Origin of the sequence: Streptomyces sulfonofaciens (genome assembly GCF_014656295.1) — a bacterium.
Taxonomy (GTDB): Bacteria; Actinomycetota; Actinomycetes; order Streptomycetales; family Streptomycetaceae; genus Streptomyces; species Streptomyces sulfonofaciens.
In genome coordinates, this window is record NZ_BNCD01000005.1 from 89,390 (window position 1) to 107,316 (window position 17,927).

At 72.9% G+C, this 17,927-nt stretch carries 11 protein-coding genes and 1 other RNA gene; 3 read left to right on the forward strand and 9 right to left on the reverse strand.

Annotation, left to right across the window (positions count from 1 at the left end):
• The first annotated feature begins 9 nt into the window (after window positions 1-9).
• The 3 genes from smpB (at window position 10) to dacB (ending at window position 3,020) form a co-directional block, all read left to right on the forward strand.
• Entirely contained in the window at window positions 10-498 is a 489-nt protein-coding gene (gene smpB, locus IE313_RS10645; protein WP_189930756.1) for an SsrA-binding protein SmpB, read from the forward strand.
• A 237-nt stretch (window positions 499-735) separates the two neighbouring features.
• Window positions 736-1,105, forward strand: a transfer-messenger RNA (tmRNA) gene (gene ssrA, locus IE313_RS10650).
• A gap of 298 nt (window positions 1,106-1,403) precedes the next feature.
• A complete protein-coding gene (gene dacB, locus IE313_RS10655) occupies window positions 1,404-3,020 on the forward strand; it encodes a D-alanyl-D-alanine carboxypeptidase/D-alanyl-D-alanine endopeptidase (RefSeq protein WP_189930757.1) in 1,617 nt (538 codons plus the stop codon).
• Between the two features lie 126 nt (window positions 3,021-3,146).
• Here dacB and IE313_RS10660 read toward each other — a convergent pair whose 3' ends face one another.
• The 9 genes from IE313_RS10660 to hpnR form a co-directional block, all read right to left on the reverse strand.
• Window positions 3,147-6,137, reverse strand: coding sequence for a glycoside hydrolase family 3 protein (locus IE313_RS10660; protein ID WP_189930758.1), 2,991 nt, complete (start codon window positions 6,135-6,137; stop codon window positions 3,147-3,149).
• 111 nt (window positions 6,138-6,248) lie between these two features.
• On the reverse strand, window positions 6,249-7,253 hold the full coding sequence (locus IE313_RS10665; RefSeq protein ID WP_189930759.1) for a LacI family DNA-binding transcriptional regulator: 1,005 nt from the start codon (window positions 7,251-7,253) through the stop codon (window positions 6,249-6,251).
• Between the two features lie 30 nt (window positions 7,254-7,283).
• Window positions 7,284-9,536, reverse strand: coding sequence for an alpha-xylosidase (gene yicI / locus IE313_RS10670; protein WP_189930760.1), 2,253 nt, complete (start codon window positions 9,534-9,536; stop codon window positions 7,284-7,286).
• A gap of 31 nt (window positions 9,537-9,567) precedes the next feature.
• Entirely contained in the window at window positions 9,568-10,332 is a 765-nt protein-coding gene (locus IE313_RS10675; protein WP_189930966.1) for a carbohydrate ABC transporter permease, read from the reverse strand.
• 53 nt (window positions 10,333-10,385) lie between these two features.
• Window positions 10,386-11,384 (reverse strand): carbohydrate ABC transporter permease, encoded by a 999-nt coding sequence (locus IE313_RS10680; protein ID WP_189930761.1) that lies wholly within the window; start codon window positions 11,382-11,384, stop codon window positions 10,386-10,388.
• Entirely contained in the window at window positions 11,381-12,676 is a 1,296-nt protein-coding gene (locus IE313_RS10685) for an ABC transporter substrate-binding protein (RefSeq protein ID WP_189930762.1), read from the reverse strand. The genes IE313_RS10680 and IE313_RS10685 overlap by 4 nt, the downstream gene beginning before the upstream one ends.
• Before the next feature lie 425 nt (window positions 12,677-13,101).
• A complete protein-coding gene (locus tag IE313_RS10690; RefSeq protein WP_189930763.1) occupies window positions 13,102-14,280 on the reverse strand; it encodes a hypothetical protein in 1,179 nt (392 codons plus the stop codon).
• A gap of 164 nt (window positions 14,281-14,444) precedes the next feature.
• On the reverse strand, window positions 14,445-15,965 hold the full coding sequence (locus tag IE313_RS10695; protein WP_189930764.1) for an MFS transporter: 1,521 nt from the start codon (window positions 15,963-15,965) through the stop codon (window positions 14,445-14,447).
• 255 nt (window positions 15,966-16,220) lie between these two features.
• The gene (gene hpnR, locus IE313_RS10700) at window positions 16,221-17,831 is read right to left on the reverse strand and encodes a hopanoid C-3 methylase HpnR (protein ID WP_189930765.1); all 1,611 of its coding nucleotides are present in this window, start codon (window positions 17,829-17,831) and stop codon (window positions 16,221-16,223) included.
• Window positions 17,832-17,927: the final 96 nt, after the last annotated feature.

Below are 17,927 nucleotides of genomic sequence, written 5' to 3' on the forward strand. Positions count from 1 at the left end.
GGCCACACTATGGCTAAGGAAAAAGGGCGCAAGCTGATCGCGCAGAACAAGAAGGCGCGGCACGACTACCACATCCTCGACACCTACGAGGCCGGTCTCGTCCTCACCGGTACCGAGGTGAAGTCGCTGCGCCAGGGCCGTGCCTCCCTCGTCGACGGGTTCGTCCAGCTCGACGGCGGCGAGGCCTGGCTGCACAACGTGCACGTTCCCGAGTACAGCCAGGGCACCTGGACCAACCACAGCGCACGCCGCAAGCGCAAGCTGCTGCTGCACCGCGTCGAGATCGAGAAGCTGGACGCCAAGTCCCAGGAGACCGGGCACACGGTCGTCCCGCTGGCGCTGTACTTCAAGGACGGCCGCGCGAAGGTCGAGATCGCGCTCGCCAGGGGCAAGAAGGAGTACGACAAGCGGCAGACCCTCCGGGAGAAGCAGGACCGCCGCGAGGCGGACCGCGCGATGTCGGCGGCCCGGCGGCGCGGTCGCACGCCCGCACGGTGAGCGCCCCGGGTGGCCCCTCGGCGTGGCCGCCCGGACACGCCGGGAGACCGGCCCGGCAGGGCCGAAAGCCCCCTCGGGGTCCACTCGCCCGCTCCTTCCGGCCGGGCCCCGGGCGCCGCGTCCGGGCGGCAGGGCCCGGGCGCCGCACCCGCGGGAATAGGCTGGCACCCGGCGTCGTTGATCCCGTACGATGGGACGAGCCCCTCCAGCGGGGGCACGTGATTGAAAAATCAACATGGGGATGATCGGTTTCGACAGCGGTTGTCGAGGCAGGGGAAGCGAGCCGAGGAAGCGGCCATGATCTCGTAAACCACAGGCCGAAAAAAATAATCGCCAATACCAAGCGCGATTCCTTCGCCCTCGCTGCCTGAGTAGCGACTTGCGAAGTGTCAGCCCGGGGCTGTTCCCGACCCGGATCCTGGCATCAGCTAGGGAACTAAACCTGTAGACCCGGTCACGGGGCCCACAGGGAAACCAAACAGTGACTGAGCCCGTCGGAGACTTGTCCGCGTGATCTCCGGGGCCGAGAAAAGCGAAGCGGACTGCGCTCGGAGAAGCCCTGGTTCCGCACCGTTGGACGCGGGTTCGATTCCCGCCATCTCCACCCACGCAGTCCGGGCAGGACCCTCATCCGTGAGGGCCGCCGGCCGCAGGGCTGCACAGGTCAACCCCAGACGCACGGCGTCTTCCCCCGAGGAAGGCGCCGTTTCGTCGTTCCCGCCCCCGTGTCGTCGACCGGACCGGCCCGGGGCGGCGCTCCGCCGTTCGGTGTTCCGGGTCGGCCCGCACCGGCAGCCAGCCGCACGGCGGCGCCGGGCCGTGTCGTCGTCTCCGCCGAACGCACCGGCGGTGACCGGCCCACGCGGTCTGTGCGGGAGCCTGCCGTTCCGGGATCCTCGTGTGGCATGAGCAGATCATTGACACGCCGTGGGCGTTCGGGTCGTCGGGGCCCCTGGATCCGGGGCCTCGCCGCCGCGCTCGCGCTGGGGGCGCTGGCCTGGGCGGTGCCCGTGGCGGGTGCCGACGGGGACGGCAGCGCTCTGGCGAAGGCGCTGGACGCCATCCTGGCCGATGCGCGGATGGCGTCCGGCGCGCAGGGCGTGGTGGTGGCGGACGCGAGGAGCGGCGAGGTGCTCTACCAGCACGCCGCGGGCGACCGGCTGATGCCCGGTTCCGACACCAAGGTGCTCACCTCGACCGCGGCGATGGCCCTGCTCGGCCCCGGATACCGGTTCACGACCGACGTCCTGGCCGGCGGAGCGCGGCACGGTGCCGTGCTCGACGGCGACCTGTACCTGCGCGGCAGCGGGGACCCCACCCTCCTCGCCGAGGACTACGACGCGCTCGCCGCACGGCTCGCGCAGGCCGGGATCCGGCGGGTCGCCGGGAGGCTGGTGGCCGACGACACCCGCTTCGACGACCAGCGGCTCGGCCGCGCCTGGGGCGCCGACGACGAGGCGTCCTACTACACCGCGCAGATCTCCGCGCTCAGCCTCGCCCCGGACACCGACTACGACACCGGAACCGTGATCGTGAACGTCACGCCCGGCGCCGCCGCGGGCGACCGGCCGAAGGCCACGGTGACGCCGCCGAACCGGTACGTCCACGTCGACGTCCGGGCCACCACCACCACCGCCGCGGCCGGCGACGGCATCGCGGTCGACCGTGCGCACGGCACCAACGACATCACCGTCGACGGCAGCATCCCCGTGGGCGCCGACCCCGCCAGGCAGTGGGTGAGCGTCTGGGACCCGACGGGCTACGCGGCCGCCGTCTTCCGGGACGCGCTGGCCCGGCACGGCATCCGCGTCGCCGGCCCCACCCGCCTCGGCAGGGCGGCACCGCACGGTGCGCGGCAGCTCGCCGCGCACCGCTCCATGCCGCTCGCGGACCTGCTCATCCCGTTGCTGAAGCTGTCCAACAACATGCACGCCGAGATCCTCACCAAGGCCATGGGCGCCGAGGTCACCGGTCGCGGCACCTGGGCCGCCGGGCTCACCGCGATCGACGGCTACCTCAAGGGCCTCGGCATCGACACGGGCACGTTCCGGCAGCTCGACGGCTCCGGGCTGTCCCGGATGAACATCGTCCCGGCGACCGTCTTCGTCGAACTGCTGAGGCTCGTGCGCGAGGAGCCCTGGTTCGCCGACTGGTACCGGGCGCTGCCGGTGGCCTGCGACCCGCAGCGGTTCGTCGGCGGCACGCTCCGCTCCCGGATGTGCGGCACCCCCGCCGCCCTCAACGCCCGCGCCAAGAACGGTTCGCTGACCGGCGTCGACACCCTGTCCGGGTACGTCACGGACGCCGGCGGGCGCGAGCTGGTGTTCAGCATCCTGCTGAACAACCACCTCGCCGACGACGTCGACGACATCGCGGACGCGATCGTCGTCACGCTCGCCTCGTCGCGAGCGGACGAGGCGGTGCCGGCGGACCCGCGCTCGCTGCGCGCCGGCCGGCCAGGCACCGCCCGTCCGGACGGCTCCGGCCTCGAATGCGCCTGGCGGAAGCCGCTCATGTGCTGAGCCCGGCCGCCCGGAGCCGGGCCTGCCGCCCGGCGCCCCGGCACCCAGGCCGGAGTTCCGGGGCGCCGGAGTTCCGGGGCGCCGGGGCGCCGGGGTTCCGGGGCGCCGGGGTTCCGGGACCGCGCCTCAGCCGGCCGGGCGGACGGTGAACTCCGCCAGACGCAGGCCCTTGCCGAGGACGAGGCAGACGTCCCGTGCCCGCTCGCCGTGCGCCGCCCGGCCCGGCGGGGGCCTCAGGTCCGCGCTCACGCTCGTGTAGGAGTACGGGGATCCGGTGCCCGCCGTCCGGGCCGTGCCCAGCAGCGGCCCGGACGGCGAGCCGAGCCTGACCTCAAGCGTCCCTTCGCACCCCGCGGTGCAGGCGACCTTGGCGCTGAACCGCCCGGCGCCCGCGCCCAGGTCCGCGTCCGCGTACCGCGTCCAGGCCCCCGCCGCGGCCGCCTGCACCGCGGTGCCCGCCGCCCTGGACTCGTCGACCAGCCGCACCCCGTCGTAGTCGTCGAAGTCCTCCGCGCGGGTCGGCCGTGCGAGGTCCCGGGGCGGGATGGTCTCGCCGTGCACGGTCAGCCGTGTCCGGCTGCGGATGTCCGCGGAGGAGGCGCCCGCCATGACGTCGTACGTGCCGCCCTCCACCACCCACTTCGAGCGGGTGACGTCCCAGTGGGCGAGGTCGGAACGGGACAGCCGCAGCGTCACCGCCTTCGTGCTGCCGGGCTCCAGCGACACCCGCGCGAAGGCCCTCAGCCGCTTCAGCGGCTGTTTGTCGCGCGAGGCGCGCTGGTGGGTGTAGAGCTGCACCACCTCGTCGCCCGCCCGGTCGCCGGTGTTGGTGACCCGGACCCGGTAGCCGCCGGGGACGGCGGTGAGCGGGCCGTACCGGAAGGACGTGTACGACAGGCCGTGGCCGAACGGGTAGAGGGGTTCGCCGCGGAAGTACTGGTAGGTGCGGTCGCCCTTGATGATGTCGTAGTCCAGCAGGTCGGGCAGGTCGGACTCCGAGCGGTACCAGGTCTGGGTGAGGCGTCCCGCCGGGTCGGTGGCGCCGAAGAGCACGTCGGCCAGCGCGTTGCCGGTCTCCTGGCCCGCGTGGGTGGTCCACAGCAGGGCCGGGACGTCCTTCGCCAGGTCGCCGAGGGTGGTCGGGTAGCTGTTCTCGACGACCACGACCGTGTGCGGGTTGGCCGCGCGCACCGACTCCACCAGGGCCTGCTGTGCGGGTGCCAGGGCCATGTCGGGCCGGTCGTGGGCCTCCCGGCCGTTGATCGCGGGCATCGAGCCGACCACCACGACTGCGGCGTCCTTGCCCTCGACCGCCGCCACGGCCTGGTCGGTGCCGCTGCTGAGCACGTCCTTCGTGAAGTGCGCGGCACGGTCCTTCGTGGTGAGACCCAGCGTGCCGTCCGCGGCCGGGCCGAGGTAGGTGCCCTGTGTCCACCAGGACTCGGCGGTGTCGTAGCCGGCGTACCGCAGCAGGTAGTCGCCGTCGTCCTGGCGGTCGAGGGCGAACTGCTGCCGCACGTACCAGCCGTTCGGCTGGTCCTGGTCGTTCGGGAAGCCGACGCCGTCGTATCCGACGTATCTGCCGTTGGCCGCCGCGCGCAGGGTGAGCACGCCCGCGCCCCAGTCGAAGACGTCGAACCGTGCCTCGTCCGAGGCGGTGGTGCCGCTCTCCCTGAGCGGTGCGCCGCCCGCACCGGTGCCCGCGGTCACGTACTTGCCGGTCGCGGTGTCCTTCAGCGCGATCCGGTCCACGGCCTCGCCGCCGGTCACGGATCCGGCGGCGCCCAGCCGGGCCGCGATGCCCTCCCGCGGGGTGACCCGGTACGGCGGGGTGCCGGAGTACCAGTCGGAGTAGAGCGTGTCGGACAGCGGTCCGACGACGGCCACGCTCCTGGTGGCGGCGGTCAGCGGAAGCGCCCGCGAGGTGTTCTTGAGCAGGACCATCGACTCGGCCGCCGCCCTGCGGGCCAGCGCCCGGTGCCCGGGGCTGTTGATGACGGATGCGTCGATCGACCCGTAGCGGCCGCCGCCCGGGTCGAACTCGCCGAGCCGGAAGCGCACGCCGAGGATGTGCCGGGCGGCGTCGTCGATGTCCGCCCCGGTCAGCAGCCCCTCGTCCAGCGCCGTCCTGATGGCGGTCGTGGTCGGCCCCGGGTCGGCGTCGTCCGAGGTGAAGCTGTCCACACCCGCCCTCAGCGCCGCCGCGTCGCCCTCGGCGAGGGTGCCGTAGTACTTCTGGCTGCCGGTGGTGAGCAGGTTGTCGGGAGCGCCCGCGTCGGTGAGGTTCAGCAGGTCCCGCCCGCTCCAGTCGCGGGCCTCGTCCAGCAGCGGGCTGACGGTCGCGGGGCGGCCGTTGACCAGGTTGTAGGAGGACATCACACCGGTCGCCGCGCCCGCCGAGAGGGGCGGCTCGAAGGCCCGCTCCTCGTACTCCTTGAGGACCCGCGGGCGCAGGTCGGACGAGGTGGTGTCGCGGTGCACCTCGTTGTTGTTGCCGAGGAAGTGCTTGAGGGTGGGCGCGGTCTTGAGGTGGTCGGGGTCGCCGCCGGTCAGCCCGGTGCCGTAGGCGGTGGCCATGGCGCCGGTGAGGTACGGGTCCTCGGAGTAGCCCTCCTCGTTGCGGCCCCAGCGCGGATCGCGCAGCAGGTTGACGACCGGCGCCCACACGTTGAGGCCCCAGCCCGGGGGCCGCTCCTGCTGGAAGCCGCGGTCCTCGTCGCCGACCGCGGAGCCGACCCGCCGGACCAGGTCCGGGTCCCAGGTCGAGGCGAGTCCCAGGGCCTGGGGGAAGACGGTGGCCTCACCGAGCCAGGCCACGCCGTGCAGTGCTTCGGTCCCGGTGCGGAAGGCGCCGACGCCGAGGCGCGGAACGGCCGGCTCGTACTGGTGCAGCAGGGAGATGCGCTCGTCGAGCGTGAGCCGGCCCAGCAGGTCGTCCACGCGCTCCGCGAGCGGCAGGGCGGGGTCGCGGAACGGATACGCGGCGGCCGCGGACGTGTCCACCGCGGTACCGAGCGCGGCCACCAGCGCCAGCGCCAGCCCCTGTGCGGCCCGTTGCGCCCACCACGACCGGCGGCGCCCGCCGCCCCGGTGCCGTAAGCCTCTTCTCGTCGTCATATGCGGTGCCCCTCGTTCGGTCGGGATTGGGTCGAAGCGATTCGGTGGCGGTGCGTCGTGCCGGTCCCGTACGCACCCGGTGCGCGCCGTGCTCCGCCCGTGGCCCGTCGGTCAGGCCCGTGGCGCCGCACTGCCCCGGAGGGTGAGCCGCGGCGCCAGCAGGGTCGCCTCGGGCACCGGCGCCCCGTCGAGCTTGCGCATCAGCAGTTCCACCGCCCGGGCCCCCACCTCCGCCGTGGGGATCGCCACCGACGTCACCGGCACCCGGGTCCGCGCGGCCGGCTCGTCCGGGCAGATCGCGGTGATCGACAGATCGCCCGGCACCCTCAGCCCGAACTGCTCGAAGGCGTCGACCAGCGGTTCGAGCACCGGTTCGTTGTGGACGACGACGCCGGTGAGCGCCGGGTGCTCGCGCAGCAGCCGCTCGGCGACCGCACGGGCCGCCGCCGGGGACGCCTCGCAGGGGTGCACCGACGACGTCAGGCCGTGCCGGGTCGCGGTGGCCGTGAAGCCCTCCGCGACCCGCTGGGCGAAGCCCGTCTGCCGCAGGTAGACCTCCGGTGGCGAGCCGATCAGCGCCACGCAGCGGTGGCCGAGCAGCGCCAACTGCTGCACGCACGCCGCGCCCGCCGCCCGGAAGTCCAGGTCGATGCAGGTCAGACCGGCGGGCTCGGCGGGGAAGCCGATGAGCACCGAGGGCCGGTCCAGCGCCCGCAGCAGCGGCAGGCGCTCGTCGTGCATCTGGACGTCCATCACGATCAGCGCGTCCACCAGCGCGGTGTCCGCGACCCGCCGCAGGCCCTCCTCGCCCTCCTCCTGGGTGAGCAGCAGCACGTCGTGGTCGTGGCGCCGGGCGGTGGTGACCACCGACACCGCGAACTGCATGACCACCGGCACGTGCATGCCGGTGCGCAGCGGCACCACCAGGGCCAGCACGTTGGAGCGGCTGCTGGCCAGGGCCCGCGCCCCGGCGTGCGGCCGGTAGCCCAGCTCGCGGATGCTGGCCTCGATGCGGCGCCGGGTGTCCGCCGAGATGGACCGCTTGCCGCTGAGTGCGTAGCTGACGGTGCTCGGGGACACCCCGGCGTGCCGCGCCACGTCTGTGATCTTCACCAAGGGTCCGCCTCCGCCCGGTCCCGCGGGGCCCTAGTCCAGTTCCAGCGAGAGGACTCCGGTGCCCGCCTCGGCGCGCACCGTGCGCCCCGCGCACTCCAGGGCCCACGGCGCGCCCGGGTCGCTCGCCGTGGCGCGCAGCGTCGGTCCCTCGCGGACGACGGTGAACGCCACCTCGCCGACCGGCACCGTGACCTGCATCCCGGGCGCCGGCTCGTGCACCCGCAGGGTGACGCCGTCCGCGTAGGCGTAGTCGGGCCTGTCGTCCACCGCGCCCACCGGGATCACCCCGCCGGGCCGCACCAGCAGCGGAACGCTCGTGAATCCGTGCCGCTCGCGCACCCAGCGCGGCCCCGTGACCCGCTCGCCGGTGAGGAAGTGCGTCCAGGTGCCCTCCGGCACGTAGTACGAGACCTCGCCCTCGTCGGAGAAGACCGGCGCCACCAGCAGGTCCGGGCCGAGCATGTACTGCCGTTCAAGGTGCGCGCAGGCCGGGTCGTCCGGGAACTCCAGCACCATCGCGCGCATCATCGGCACGCCCTCGGTGTGCGCGGTGCGGGCCGCGGCGGACAGGTACGGCATCAGGCTCAGCTTCAGCCTGGTGAACAGCCGCAGCACGTCCACCGCCTCCTCGTCGAAGAGCCACGGCACCCGGTACGAGGAGGAGCCGTGCAGCCTGCTGTGCGAGGACAGCAGGCCGAAGGCGATCCAGCGTTTGAACAGCGCCGGGTCGGGGGTGCCCTCGAAGCCGCCGATGTCGTGGCTCCAGTAGCCGAAGCCGGACAGGCCGAGGCTCAGCCCGCCGCGCAGCGACTCCGCCATCGCCTCGTAGGTGGACTCGCAGTCGCCGCCCCAGTGCACCGGGAACTGCTGGCCGCCCGCGGTCGCCGAGCGCGCGAAGAGCACCGCCTCGCCCTCGCCGCGGTGCTTGTCCAGCACCTCGAAGACGGTGCGGTTGTACAGGTGCGTGTAGTAGTTGTGCATCCGCTCCGGGTCGGCGCCGTCCGCGTAGGCGACGTCCAGGGGGACGCGCTCGCCGAAGTCGGTCTTGAAGCAGTCGACGCCCATGTCCAGCAGCGCCTCCAGCTTGGCCGCGTACCACGCGCGGGCGGCGGGGCTGGTGAAGTCGACCAGCGCCATGCCCGGCTGCCACAGGTCCCACTGCCACACGCCGCCGTCCGGCTTTTGCAGCAGGTGCCCGAGCGCCCGGCCCTCGGCGAACAGCGGGGAGCGCTGTGCGATGTACGGGTTGATCCAGACGCAGATGCGCAGGCCGCGCTCCTTGAGACGGGTCAGCATGCCCTCCGGATCGGGGAAGACCCGCGGGTCCCACTCGAAGTCGCACCAGTTGAGCTCGCGCATCCAGAAGCAGTCGAAGTGGAACACGGACAGCGGCAGATCGCGCTCGCGCATCCCGTCGACGAACGACGACACGGTCCGCTCGTCGTAGGAGGTGGTGAAGGACGTGGAGAGCCACAGGCCGAACGACCACGCGGGCGGCAGCGCGGGCCGGCCGGTGAGCGCCGTGTACTTGCGCAGGATCTCCTTCGGCGTCGGACCGTGGATGACGTAGTACGTCAGCCGTTGGTCCGCCACGCTGAACTGCACCCGCGAGACCGCCTCGGAGCCGACCTCGAAGGAGACCCGCCCCGGGTGGTCGACGAAGACGCCGTAGCCCGCGTCGGTCAGGTAGAACGGCACGTTCTTGTACGCCTGCTCGGTGCAGGTGCCGCCGTCCGCGTTCCACATGTCCACCACCTGGCCGTTCCTGGCCAGCGGCCCGAAGCGTTCGCCGAGTCCGTAGACGGTGGTGCCGACACCGAGGCCGAGCTGCTCGCGCAGGTAGTGGGTGCCGCGGGCGTCCCGCATGATGCCCATGCCCTTGGTGCCGCTGCCGGTCAGCGGCCGTCCGCCGGCCAGGAAGTCGAGCCGCCAGGGGCCGCCGCGGGCCACCCGGACCGAGAGCGCGCCGGAGGTGAGCAGCGCGTGGTCGTCGTCGTACGACACCTGCGGGGCGAACTCGGGCTGCTCCTGGACGGTGAAGTGCGGGCCGTGCTCCCGCTCGCCGTCGAAGTGGGTGAGCGTGATCCCGATGACGTCGGGCATCGGCGCATGGGCGCGGACGGTCACGACCGGCCCCCTCAGCAGGTCGCCCCGGTGGCGGACGGGCTGGGTCGGTGCGTGGATCTCCAGGCCGCCGGGTCCCGGTGCGACGTCCAGGACCTGCACCGGGTAGGCGGCGCTGACGCCCTCGCGCAGCATCCAGTAGCCGTCGGTGAACTTCATTCGGGCCCTCCTGAGCTGGTGACAGCCACGGTCACTTGACGGCACCCGCGGCGATGCCCCGGGTGAGAGTGCGCTGGAACACGAGGAAGAAGACGACGGCGGGCAGCACACCCAGCAGTGCCGCGGCGTTGGTCATGGTGGCGTCCATCAGCCGCTGGCCCTGGAGCACGCCGAGCGCCACGGACACCGTCTGGTTGTCGTTGGAGATCAGCATCACCAGCGGCAGCAGGAACTCGTTCCACGTCCAGACGAAGAAGAAGACCAGCAGCACCGCGATGGTCGGGCGGGAGACCGGGACGACGATCCGCCACAGCACCTGCCAGGGGCCGGCCCCGTCGATCCGGGCCGCCTCGATCACCTCGCGCGGGAAGGAACCCAGCACGGAGGAGAGCAGATAGGTGCCGAAGGCGGCTTGGACCACCGTGAAGACGATGACCACGCTCAGCCGGGTGTCGTAGAGCCCGAGCTGCTTGGAGAGGTAGTAGACGGGGTAGACCAGGGCCTCCTGAGGCAGCATGTTCGCCAGGACGAAGAACGCCAGCACCCAGGTGCGGCCCCTGATCCGGCCGATGCCGATCGCGTAGGCGTTGAGGATGCTCAGCACGGCGGCGCCCACCGCCACGGAGCCGCTGATCAGCACCGAGTTGGCCAGCTTCCGGCCGAAGTCGACGCGCTGCCAGAAGCCCTTGAGACCGTCCAGGTAGAGCCCGTCGGGCAGGCTCAGGGGGCCGTGCGCGTTGTACTCGGCCGGCGACTTGACCGCGTTCAGGGCCACGATCACGAACGGCAGCACCATGAGGACGGCCGCGATGACCAGGGCGGCGAGTACCGGGGAACGGCGCAGCGCGCTCACCTGGACCCCTCCTGCGCGTCGTCCTCCGCACGGGTCTGCAGGCGCAGGGCCCCCAGGGCCGGCACCATGATGATCACGGTCAGCACGGTGGAGACCGCGGAGCCGTAACCGACCTGCGTCTTCTCGAAGAAGTTCTGGAACGAGAAGTACGACGGGACGTCGGTGGCGCCGCCGGGACCGCCCTTGGTGAGCACGTAGACCGCGCCGAAGACCTTCAGTGCGGCGATGGTGCACCACAGCAGCACCACCGCGATCTCGGGCCGTAGCTGCGGCAGCGTCACGTGCCAGAACCTGCGCCACCAGCCGGCGCCGTCCAGTTCCGCCGCCTCGTGCAGCCGCGGGTCGGCGCGTTGCAGACCGGCCATGAAGACCACCAGCGGGAAGCCGATCTGCACCCAGACCATCACGGCCATGACGCTGTACAGGGCCAGGTCGGGGTCGCCCAGCCAGTCCTGTTGGAGCGCGCCGAGTCCGACGGCCCCCAGCAGCGCGTTGAGCGAGCCGTCCTGCGGGGCGAGGATCCAGCTCCAGACGATGCCGGCGACCGCGATCGGCAGCACCTGCGGCAGGTAGAAGCAGGCCCGCAGCACGGCCGCGACCCGGGTGCCGAAGTGCTTCGCGACGAAGTCGAAGAGCCCGGCTGCGAGGACGAGGCCGATGGCGGTCGGGACCGCCGCCATCGCCACCACCATGGCGAGCGAGTGCCTGAACGACTCCCAGAACGCGGCGTCGGAGGCGAGCCGGCGGTAGTTGGCGAGCCCGGCCCACTTCGGCGAGCCCACGCCCTGCCAGTCGGTGAGGCTGACACCGGTGTTCATCAGGAACGGAACGACGATGACGGCCAGGAACGCGAGGAGGCCCGGCAACAGGAACAGGACGTAGGGGCCCCGTGCCACCCGGGTGGGATGCGGCCCCCGGGGCGCCGGGGAGCGGCCCGGGCGCCGTGCCCCGCCCGCGCCCGGGGCCGTGCGGGACACGGCGGCGGTCCGGCTCATGACGTCGGGGCGCCGTCGTCGTAGGCCTTCTGGAGTGCGCTCAGCGCGTCGGACGGGCCCCCGCTGCCGGTGATCAGCTTCTGGACCTCGGAGACCAGGACGTCGTAGAAGCCGGGCACGGGCCAGTCCGGGTAGTACGCGAGTCCGTCGTGCGAGGAGATGGCGTCGAAGTCCTCGATGAGCCGCTTGGAGCGCGGATCCCTGATCGCCGAGGGATCGGCCGCGATCGGCACGCCGCCGTGCTCGCCGAGCAGGTTCTGGACGCCCTTCCTCAGGGTGATGTCGATGAAGTCGTAGGCGAGTTCCTTGTTCTGCGAGCCCCGCGGCACCACCCAGAGGTTTCCGCCCGAACCGGGCACGAGGTCGGAGCCCGGCCACCTGAACGTGCCCCAGTGGAACGGGATCTGCGCCGTGAAGCGGCCGAACCACCAGCTTCCCGAGGACAGGATCGGGTACTTCCCGGAGATGAACGCGGTGCCCGCGTCCTCCGCCTTCGCACCGCTCGAACTCCTGGCGACGTACCCCTTCTTCACCCAGTCCGCGAAGGTGGTGGCGGCGTACGTCCAGGCCGCGTCGTGGAAGTCCGTCCTGCCCTGGTAGAGCTGGTAGGCGTTCACCCAGGAGCGGTCCGCCCTGGAGAGCGCGAGCTGGTACAGGTACTGCTGGGCCATGTACTCGGCGCCCGCGTTCGCCAGCGGGGTGACGCCCGCGGCGACGAAGGCGTCCATCGCCGCGGTCAGCTCGTCCAGGGTCTTCGGGACCTCGACGTGGTACTTCGCGAAGAGGTCCTGGTTGTAGTAGACCATCGAGAACTCGGCGTAGTCCGGTATGCCGTACCACTTCCCCGAGCCCATGACGCCGCTCGCGTCGTAGCGACTCGTGGTGCGCACGCCGCCGGTGACCTTCCTGTCCCAGCCCCTTCGGTGCGCCTGGTCGGTCAGGTCGGTGAGCAGGCCCTGCCTGGAGAGGAGTCCGGCCGTCGCGTTGCCCTTGTTGTACTCCATCAGGTCCGGTGCGTCGTCGGAGTTGAGCACCATCGGGGCGGTCTTGCGGATCTGCTCGAAGCCCTTCTCCTCGAACTTCACCGTGACGCCCGGGTGGCTCTTCTCGAACTCCTCGATGGCCTCGTTCCAGGCCACGCCCATCGCGCTCTCCGGGCTCTCGTAGTGCCAGAGCCGCAGGGTGTCCGGGTCCGAGGAGCCGCCGCCCGAGCCGCCGCAGGAGGCCAGGAGCAGGCTTCCCGCAACAGCCGCCGCGACCGCCGCAGCCGCACGCCTTCGTGCCGTCAACATCCAGTGCCTCCGCCGGGTGGGTCGCCGTCGCCGTCACCGTGCCGTCGAATCGTTTCGACGCTCTGAGTCGAAACGCTTCGACGCGGGAAGGTAGGGGCGGGAGCAGGGGGCGTCAATGGGGGGCGCGGCAATCGGGGGCGATGTGCGGCGGGCCGAACGGCGGGGCGCGGTCCGGTCCGCGGTGCCGGCGGGAGTGCCCGCCGGGTCACTTGTGGACCTTGCCCGGCTGCGGGGTGCCCGGTGCGAGGAGCTGGGCGACGGTGACGAACGTGCAGCCGCGGTGCCGGAGCGTGGAGACGATGCCTGGAGCGCCTCCCATCACCGCTCCGGCCCCGCCGCCGGGCGGCCACTGCCCCGGCGCGCGCCCGGTCGCCCGCCTTCGGCAGCGGCAGCGGTCCCACCGGGGGCCGGAGGGGACCGGAGTGCTAGACGAGGTTGCCGGGCGGGACGATCCTGAAGGCGCGGCCGCGGACGGCGAACTCGGACGGGTCGCCGGCGGCGCGGTTGTCGTCCGCCCAGCAGATGAAGGCGGTCTCGATGCCGTCGCCGAAGGCCGTCGCCGCCGACACCTGGAAGCGGTCGCCGGTGGACGCCGTGTTGACCTGGACCTTGTCGGCGAGCGAGCCCTGGGTGTCGGAGCACACCTTGGCCATCAGGGTGGGCACGGTGGCGAAGGTGGTCGCGCTCTTCTCCACCCACGCGAACAGGAACCGCCCGCCCGGCAGCGGCGCGAGGGCCGGCCAGGAGCGGTTGAAGCCCTGCGGCGAGCCCGCCGTCAGACTGGTCGCCTCCGTGCCGTCCGCCTCGAAGATGCTCGCCTCCACGGTGCTCTGCGGGACCCCGAGGTCGCTGTCCGCGATGCGGTCGACGTGGGCGACGACGAAGCGCCCGTTGTCGAGCAGCGTCACCGAGTTCGCGCCCTGGAACCCGGAGACGTTGGGCTGGATCTCGCCGCTGCGGGGGGTGCCGTCGAAGGCGAAGAAGCGGAAGGTGAGGCGGCCGCCGCCGATCGCCGAGGGATCGGTGGTCCAGGCGACGAGATAGCTTCCGTCCGCCAGGATCGAGACGGCCGGGCTGCTGTGGAAGCCCTCGGTGGCGTTGACCGTGAACTCCGCCTCCGCCTTGTTGCCCTCGGCGTCGAAGCGCTGGGCCCGGATGCGCCGGTCGGGGCGGGAGTCCGTCCAGACGACCACCGTGCCGCCGTCGACCATGCGGGTCACCGTGGGGCGGTTGCTCGGGTCGATGTCCGTGGTGTTGACCTGGATCTCGGGACCGGTCCTCGTGCTGTGCCTGAACCGCTGCATCTTGACCTGCGGGCGCGGCGGCGGCACACCGAACGGCTCCTCTATCCACGCGGTGACCACGCTGAACCCGGTGTCCGCCACCGTCGGCCACTGCCGGTTGGTGTTGCCCTCGCCCGGCGTCGGTGTGTTGACCGTGAACTCCTCGCCGCCGCTGCCGCCGTCGGCCGTCAGGACCCGCCCCTTGATGTCGGCGGTGCTGCGGTCCGTCCACACGGCCATGTAGTCGGTGCTGCTCGTGGAGTCCACGGCCGGCTGGTACTGCAGACCGGCGGTCGTGGTGTTCACCAGGATCTCGCCCATGACTACCCTCCGTCCGGAAATCTCTCCGCTTCGGCTGGCGGGTGCGGGCCGGGCGCTGACAAAAGCGTGGCACGAGTGGGGTGGGGGTGCATCCGGAGCCCGCCGGGAGCCGCGGCACCCCTCCGCGGCCCCACCGGGGAGGAGTCCCGGCCCCGGCCCCGGTGTCAGGGGCGGGGGAGTGGGCCCGGGCGGGTGCCGCGGGGCCGGGGCGTGGCCGCGAGGGTCAGCAGGAGGGCCGTCGCGGCCGCTGCGAGCGGGACGGTGTAGGCGGTCGGCGCACCCGCCCGCTCCACCAGCCAGCCGCCGGTCGCGGAACCGGCCGCGATACCGCCGAGCAGCGCGGTCACGGCGAGCGTCATGCCCTCGTTGAGCCGGTCGTCCGGGATACGGCGCTGCATCAGCGTCATGCCCGTGACCATGGTGGGCGCGGTGGCCATCCCGGCGACCAGCAGTGTCCCCGCGAGCACCGGCAGCGAGCCGGTGAGCGCGGCGGCCAGCAGCGGCAGCGTCATCAGCGCCGTCATCGCGGCCACGCACAGCGGCAGCCTCCGCTCGGGCGGCCCCGGGAGCCGGCGCGTGCCGTACACCAGCCCCGCCGCGCACGACCCCGCGGCCTGAAGGGCGAGCACCGGGCCCGCCACGGGCCCCTGCCCGCGGGCGTCGGCGAAGGCGATCGTCACCACTTCGAGCGAGCCGAAGACCGCGCCGGTGGCGAGGAAGGCGGCGAGCAGGGCGGGGACGCCCTCGGCACGCAGCGGTGCCGAGGCGGTGCTGCGGGCGCCGGCCGGTGGCTCGGTCAGGCGCTGGGCGGCGAAGACCAGCACACCGGTCAGCAGGAGGAGCGCGCCGGTGAGCGTGCCCGCCTCCGGGAAGGCGGCCGAGCACAGGAACGTCGCGAGCGGCGGGCCCAGCATGAAGCACAGCTCGTCCGCGGCCTGCTCGAAGGAGTTCGCCGTGTGCAGCGCGTCCGCGTCGTCCTTGAGCAGGTGCGCCCAGCGGGCCCGGGACATGCCGCCCGTGTTGGGCGTGGTGGCGGTGGCGGCGTAGCAGGCGAACAGCGTCCAGTCGGGGGCGCCGGTGTGCACGCACAGCAGCAGCGCGAGCGAGCCGAGCGCGGCGCACACGGTGGCGGGCACCGCGATCCGCGCCTGCCCGTACCGGTCGACCAGCCGCGCCGTGAAGGGCCCGACGACCGCGGTGGCGGCGAGGCCGGTGGCGGTGACGGCACCGGCCAGGGCGTACGAGCCGCGCGCCCCGGCGATCATGGTGATGGCGCTGACGCTGAACATGCCCGCGGGCAGCCGGGCGATCAGGTTCCCGAGGGTGAAGGCCCGGGTGCCGGGGACGGCGAAGATGCGGCGGTAGGCGGCGAAGGCGGCGGGGCGCGGCGCCCGGGCGGTGCGGGGCCCGGGGGGCCGTGCCCGTGCGGTGCGGGACTTTCCCTGCGGCGCACGGTGTGGCGCCCGGTGCGGTGGCGGGGCGGCGGCCGGGTGCCCGGGCGGCCGCGAGGGGGGCGGGCTCCCGGCGGACCGCTCCCCGGCGGCGGGCGGAGCGGGCGGCGGCGCGGGCCTGGCGTGGGGCGGTGCGGGCGTGTCGGGGTGCGGGCGCCGGCCGGTACGTGGCGCGGGAGCGTCGGGGGGCTGGGCGTGGCCACCGCTCGGGACGGCGTGCGGCTGGTTCGGCATGCCCCAACGGTCTTACGGGCCCGCACGGGGGGTCCAACACCTTTCCGGGCGCCATTCACAACGTCGGTGATGTCGGTCGGTGATGTCGGTCGGCGCTGTCGGTCGGCCGTATCGAGGCGGGGCCCCGTCACCGCACGGACCGGCACCGGTGCGGGGCGGCCCCGGTACGGGCGCCGACCCCGCGCCGCCCCCCGGCACCGACGCCGAACCCCGTCAGGGGCGCCGACGCCCACACGGACACGGACGCCGAACCCGTCAGGTCGCGTCGGCGGACGGCGCCGGGGTGCCCTCGCCCCCGCCGTCCCGGGTCACCGCCGCGGTGCCGCCCCCGCCGTGCCCGCCGTCCCCGCCGTCCCCGCCGTCCCGGGACGGCGCGGCGCCCTCGCCCGCACCGGCGTGCGAGGGCGCCCGGCTGTGCACGTAGAGAAGGCGACGGTCGCCGACGTCCAGCCGGTCCGGCAGCGGCAGCTCGTAGCGGACCGGACGGCTGTGGTCCGAGAGCTGCGCCTTCGGGTTGTAGACCCGGTTGAAGCGCCACAGCATCCGGGCGAAGTTGGTCTGGCCCCGGGCCAGGTTGCCGGCCAGCACCCGCATCGCCCCGAACGCCGTGGACAGGCCCAGGTGCTTGCGGTTGATGACGGCCTGGGTGCGCACCAGTTCGCGGTAGAACACGTCCAACGGCAAGGTGGTGGGGACCACCGCGTGCTGGATGTCGAAGAGCCGGTAGTCCCGGGTGGTCAGGCGCCTGGACTCGGTGTGCCAGATCTCGGTGCCGGGATAGGGCGTCATCACCGTCAGATGGACGATCTCGGGCACCGACAGGGCGAACTCGCGCACGACGCGGAAGCGCTCCTCGTCCCAGGCCGGATCCACGATGAGGTTGATGGCGACGTTGATGCCCAGCCGGCGGGCCGTCTCCAGGGCCTGGAAGTTCTGGTCGGGGCTGACCCGCTTGCGGTACAGGTCGAGCCCCTCGGCGTCGATCGCCTCCATGCCCAGGAACATGTAGCGCAGGCCGAGGCGGGTCCAGCGCTGGAAGACCTCGACGTTGCGCAGCAGCACGTCGCTGCGGGTCTCCAGGTAGTACCGCTTGCGGATCCCGCGGCGCTCGATCTCGGCCGCGATGGCGTTGCCGTGCTCGGGCCGGATGAAGGCCACGTCGTCCACGATGAAGACGTTGGGTTCGCGGATGCTCGCCAGCTCCGCGCCCGCGGCCTGCGCCGACGCCTTGCGGTAGCTGCGGCCGTAGAACGTCCAGGCCGAGCAGAACGAGCAGTCCCAGGGGCAGCCCCGGGTGAACTCGATGGACGCGCAGGGATCGAGCTCACCGATGAAGTAGCGGTTGCGCCGGCGCATCAGATCGCGGGCCGGGCGCGGGTCGTCAATGCTGTGCAGCATCCTGGGCGCGGGTCCGGGGCCGGACGGGGTGACCACCCCGGGCACCTCCTGCACCCCGCCGTCCCGCACCGCGGCCAGCAGCGGGCCGACGGCCGTCTCGCCCTCGCCGCGCACCACCGCGTCCACCGCGCCCTCCGCCTGTCCGAGCACGTCCGCGGCGACGAAGGAGACGCTGTGCCCGCCGAAGAACACGAAGCAGCCCGGCAGCATCCGCCCGGCCCGCCGGGCGATGTCGATGGCCTCGGGGATGTTGGCCAGGTAGTTCAGCGAGATGCCGAGCGCTTCCGGGCGGAAGGAGGTGATCTCCCGGTCCAGGTCGCGGTGGTCGTGCACCTGGAGGTCGAGCACGCGCACCTCGTGCCCGGCGGCGCGGGCGGCGCCGGCCACCCGTTCGAGGCCGAGGGGCTCCAGCCGCAGGAAGATCTCCGAGTACATCAGGGCGCTGGGATGAACGAGCAGTAGGCGCATGGCTACCTCATGTCATGGGATACCTCCATAAAATACCCACGGAGTGCGGGCCAGTGCCGCGCTCCTGCGTCGTTCGGGTGCCGGCGCCCTCCGGGC

What these genes read in the sequence shown, in the direction of transcription:
- smpB (WP_189930756.1), top strand. Translation starts at nt 10, where the DNA reads ATGGCTAAGGAAAAAGGGCGCAAGCTGATCGCGCAGAACAAGAAGGCG.
- dacB (WP_189930757.1), top strand. Translation starts at nt 1,404, where the DNA reads ATGAGCAGATCATTGACACGCCGTGGGCGTTCGGGTCGTCGGGGCCCC.
- IE313_RS10660 (WP_189930758.1), bottom strand. Translation starts at nt 6,137, where the DNA reads ATGACGACGAGAAGAGGCTTACGGCACCGGGGCGGCGGGCGCCGCCGG.
- yicI (WP_189930760.1), bottom strand. Translation starts at nt 9,536, where the DNA reads ATGAAGTTCACCGACGGCTACTGGATGCTGCGCGAGGGCGTCAGCGCC.
- IE313_RS10675 (WP_189930966.1), bottom strand. Translation starts at nt 10,332, where the DNA reads ATGGTGCTGCCGTTCGTGATCGTGGCCCTGAACGCGGTCAAGTCGCCG.
- IE313_RS10680 (WP_189930761.1), bottom strand. Translation starts at nt 11,384, where the DNA reads ATGAGCCGGACCGCCGCCGTGTCCCGCACGGCCCCGGGCGCGGGCGGG.
- IE313_RS10685 (WP_189930762.1), bottom strand. Translation starts at nt 12,676, where the DNA reads ATGTTGACGGCACGAAGGCGTGCGGCTGCGGCGGTCGCGGCGGCTGTT.
- IE313_RS10690 (WP_189930763.1), bottom strand. Translation starts at nt 14,280, where the DNA reads ATGGGCGAGATCCTGGTGAACACCACGACCGCCGGTCTGCAGTACCAG.
- IE313_RS10695 (WP_189930764.1), bottom strand. Translation starts at nt 15,965, where the DNA reads ATGCCGAACCAGCCGCACGCCGTCCCGAGCGGTGGCCACGCCCAGCCC.
- hpnR (WP_189930765.1), bottom strand. Translation starts at nt 17,831, where the DNA reads ATGCGCCTACTGCTCGTTCATCCCAGCGCCCTGATGTACTCGGAGATC.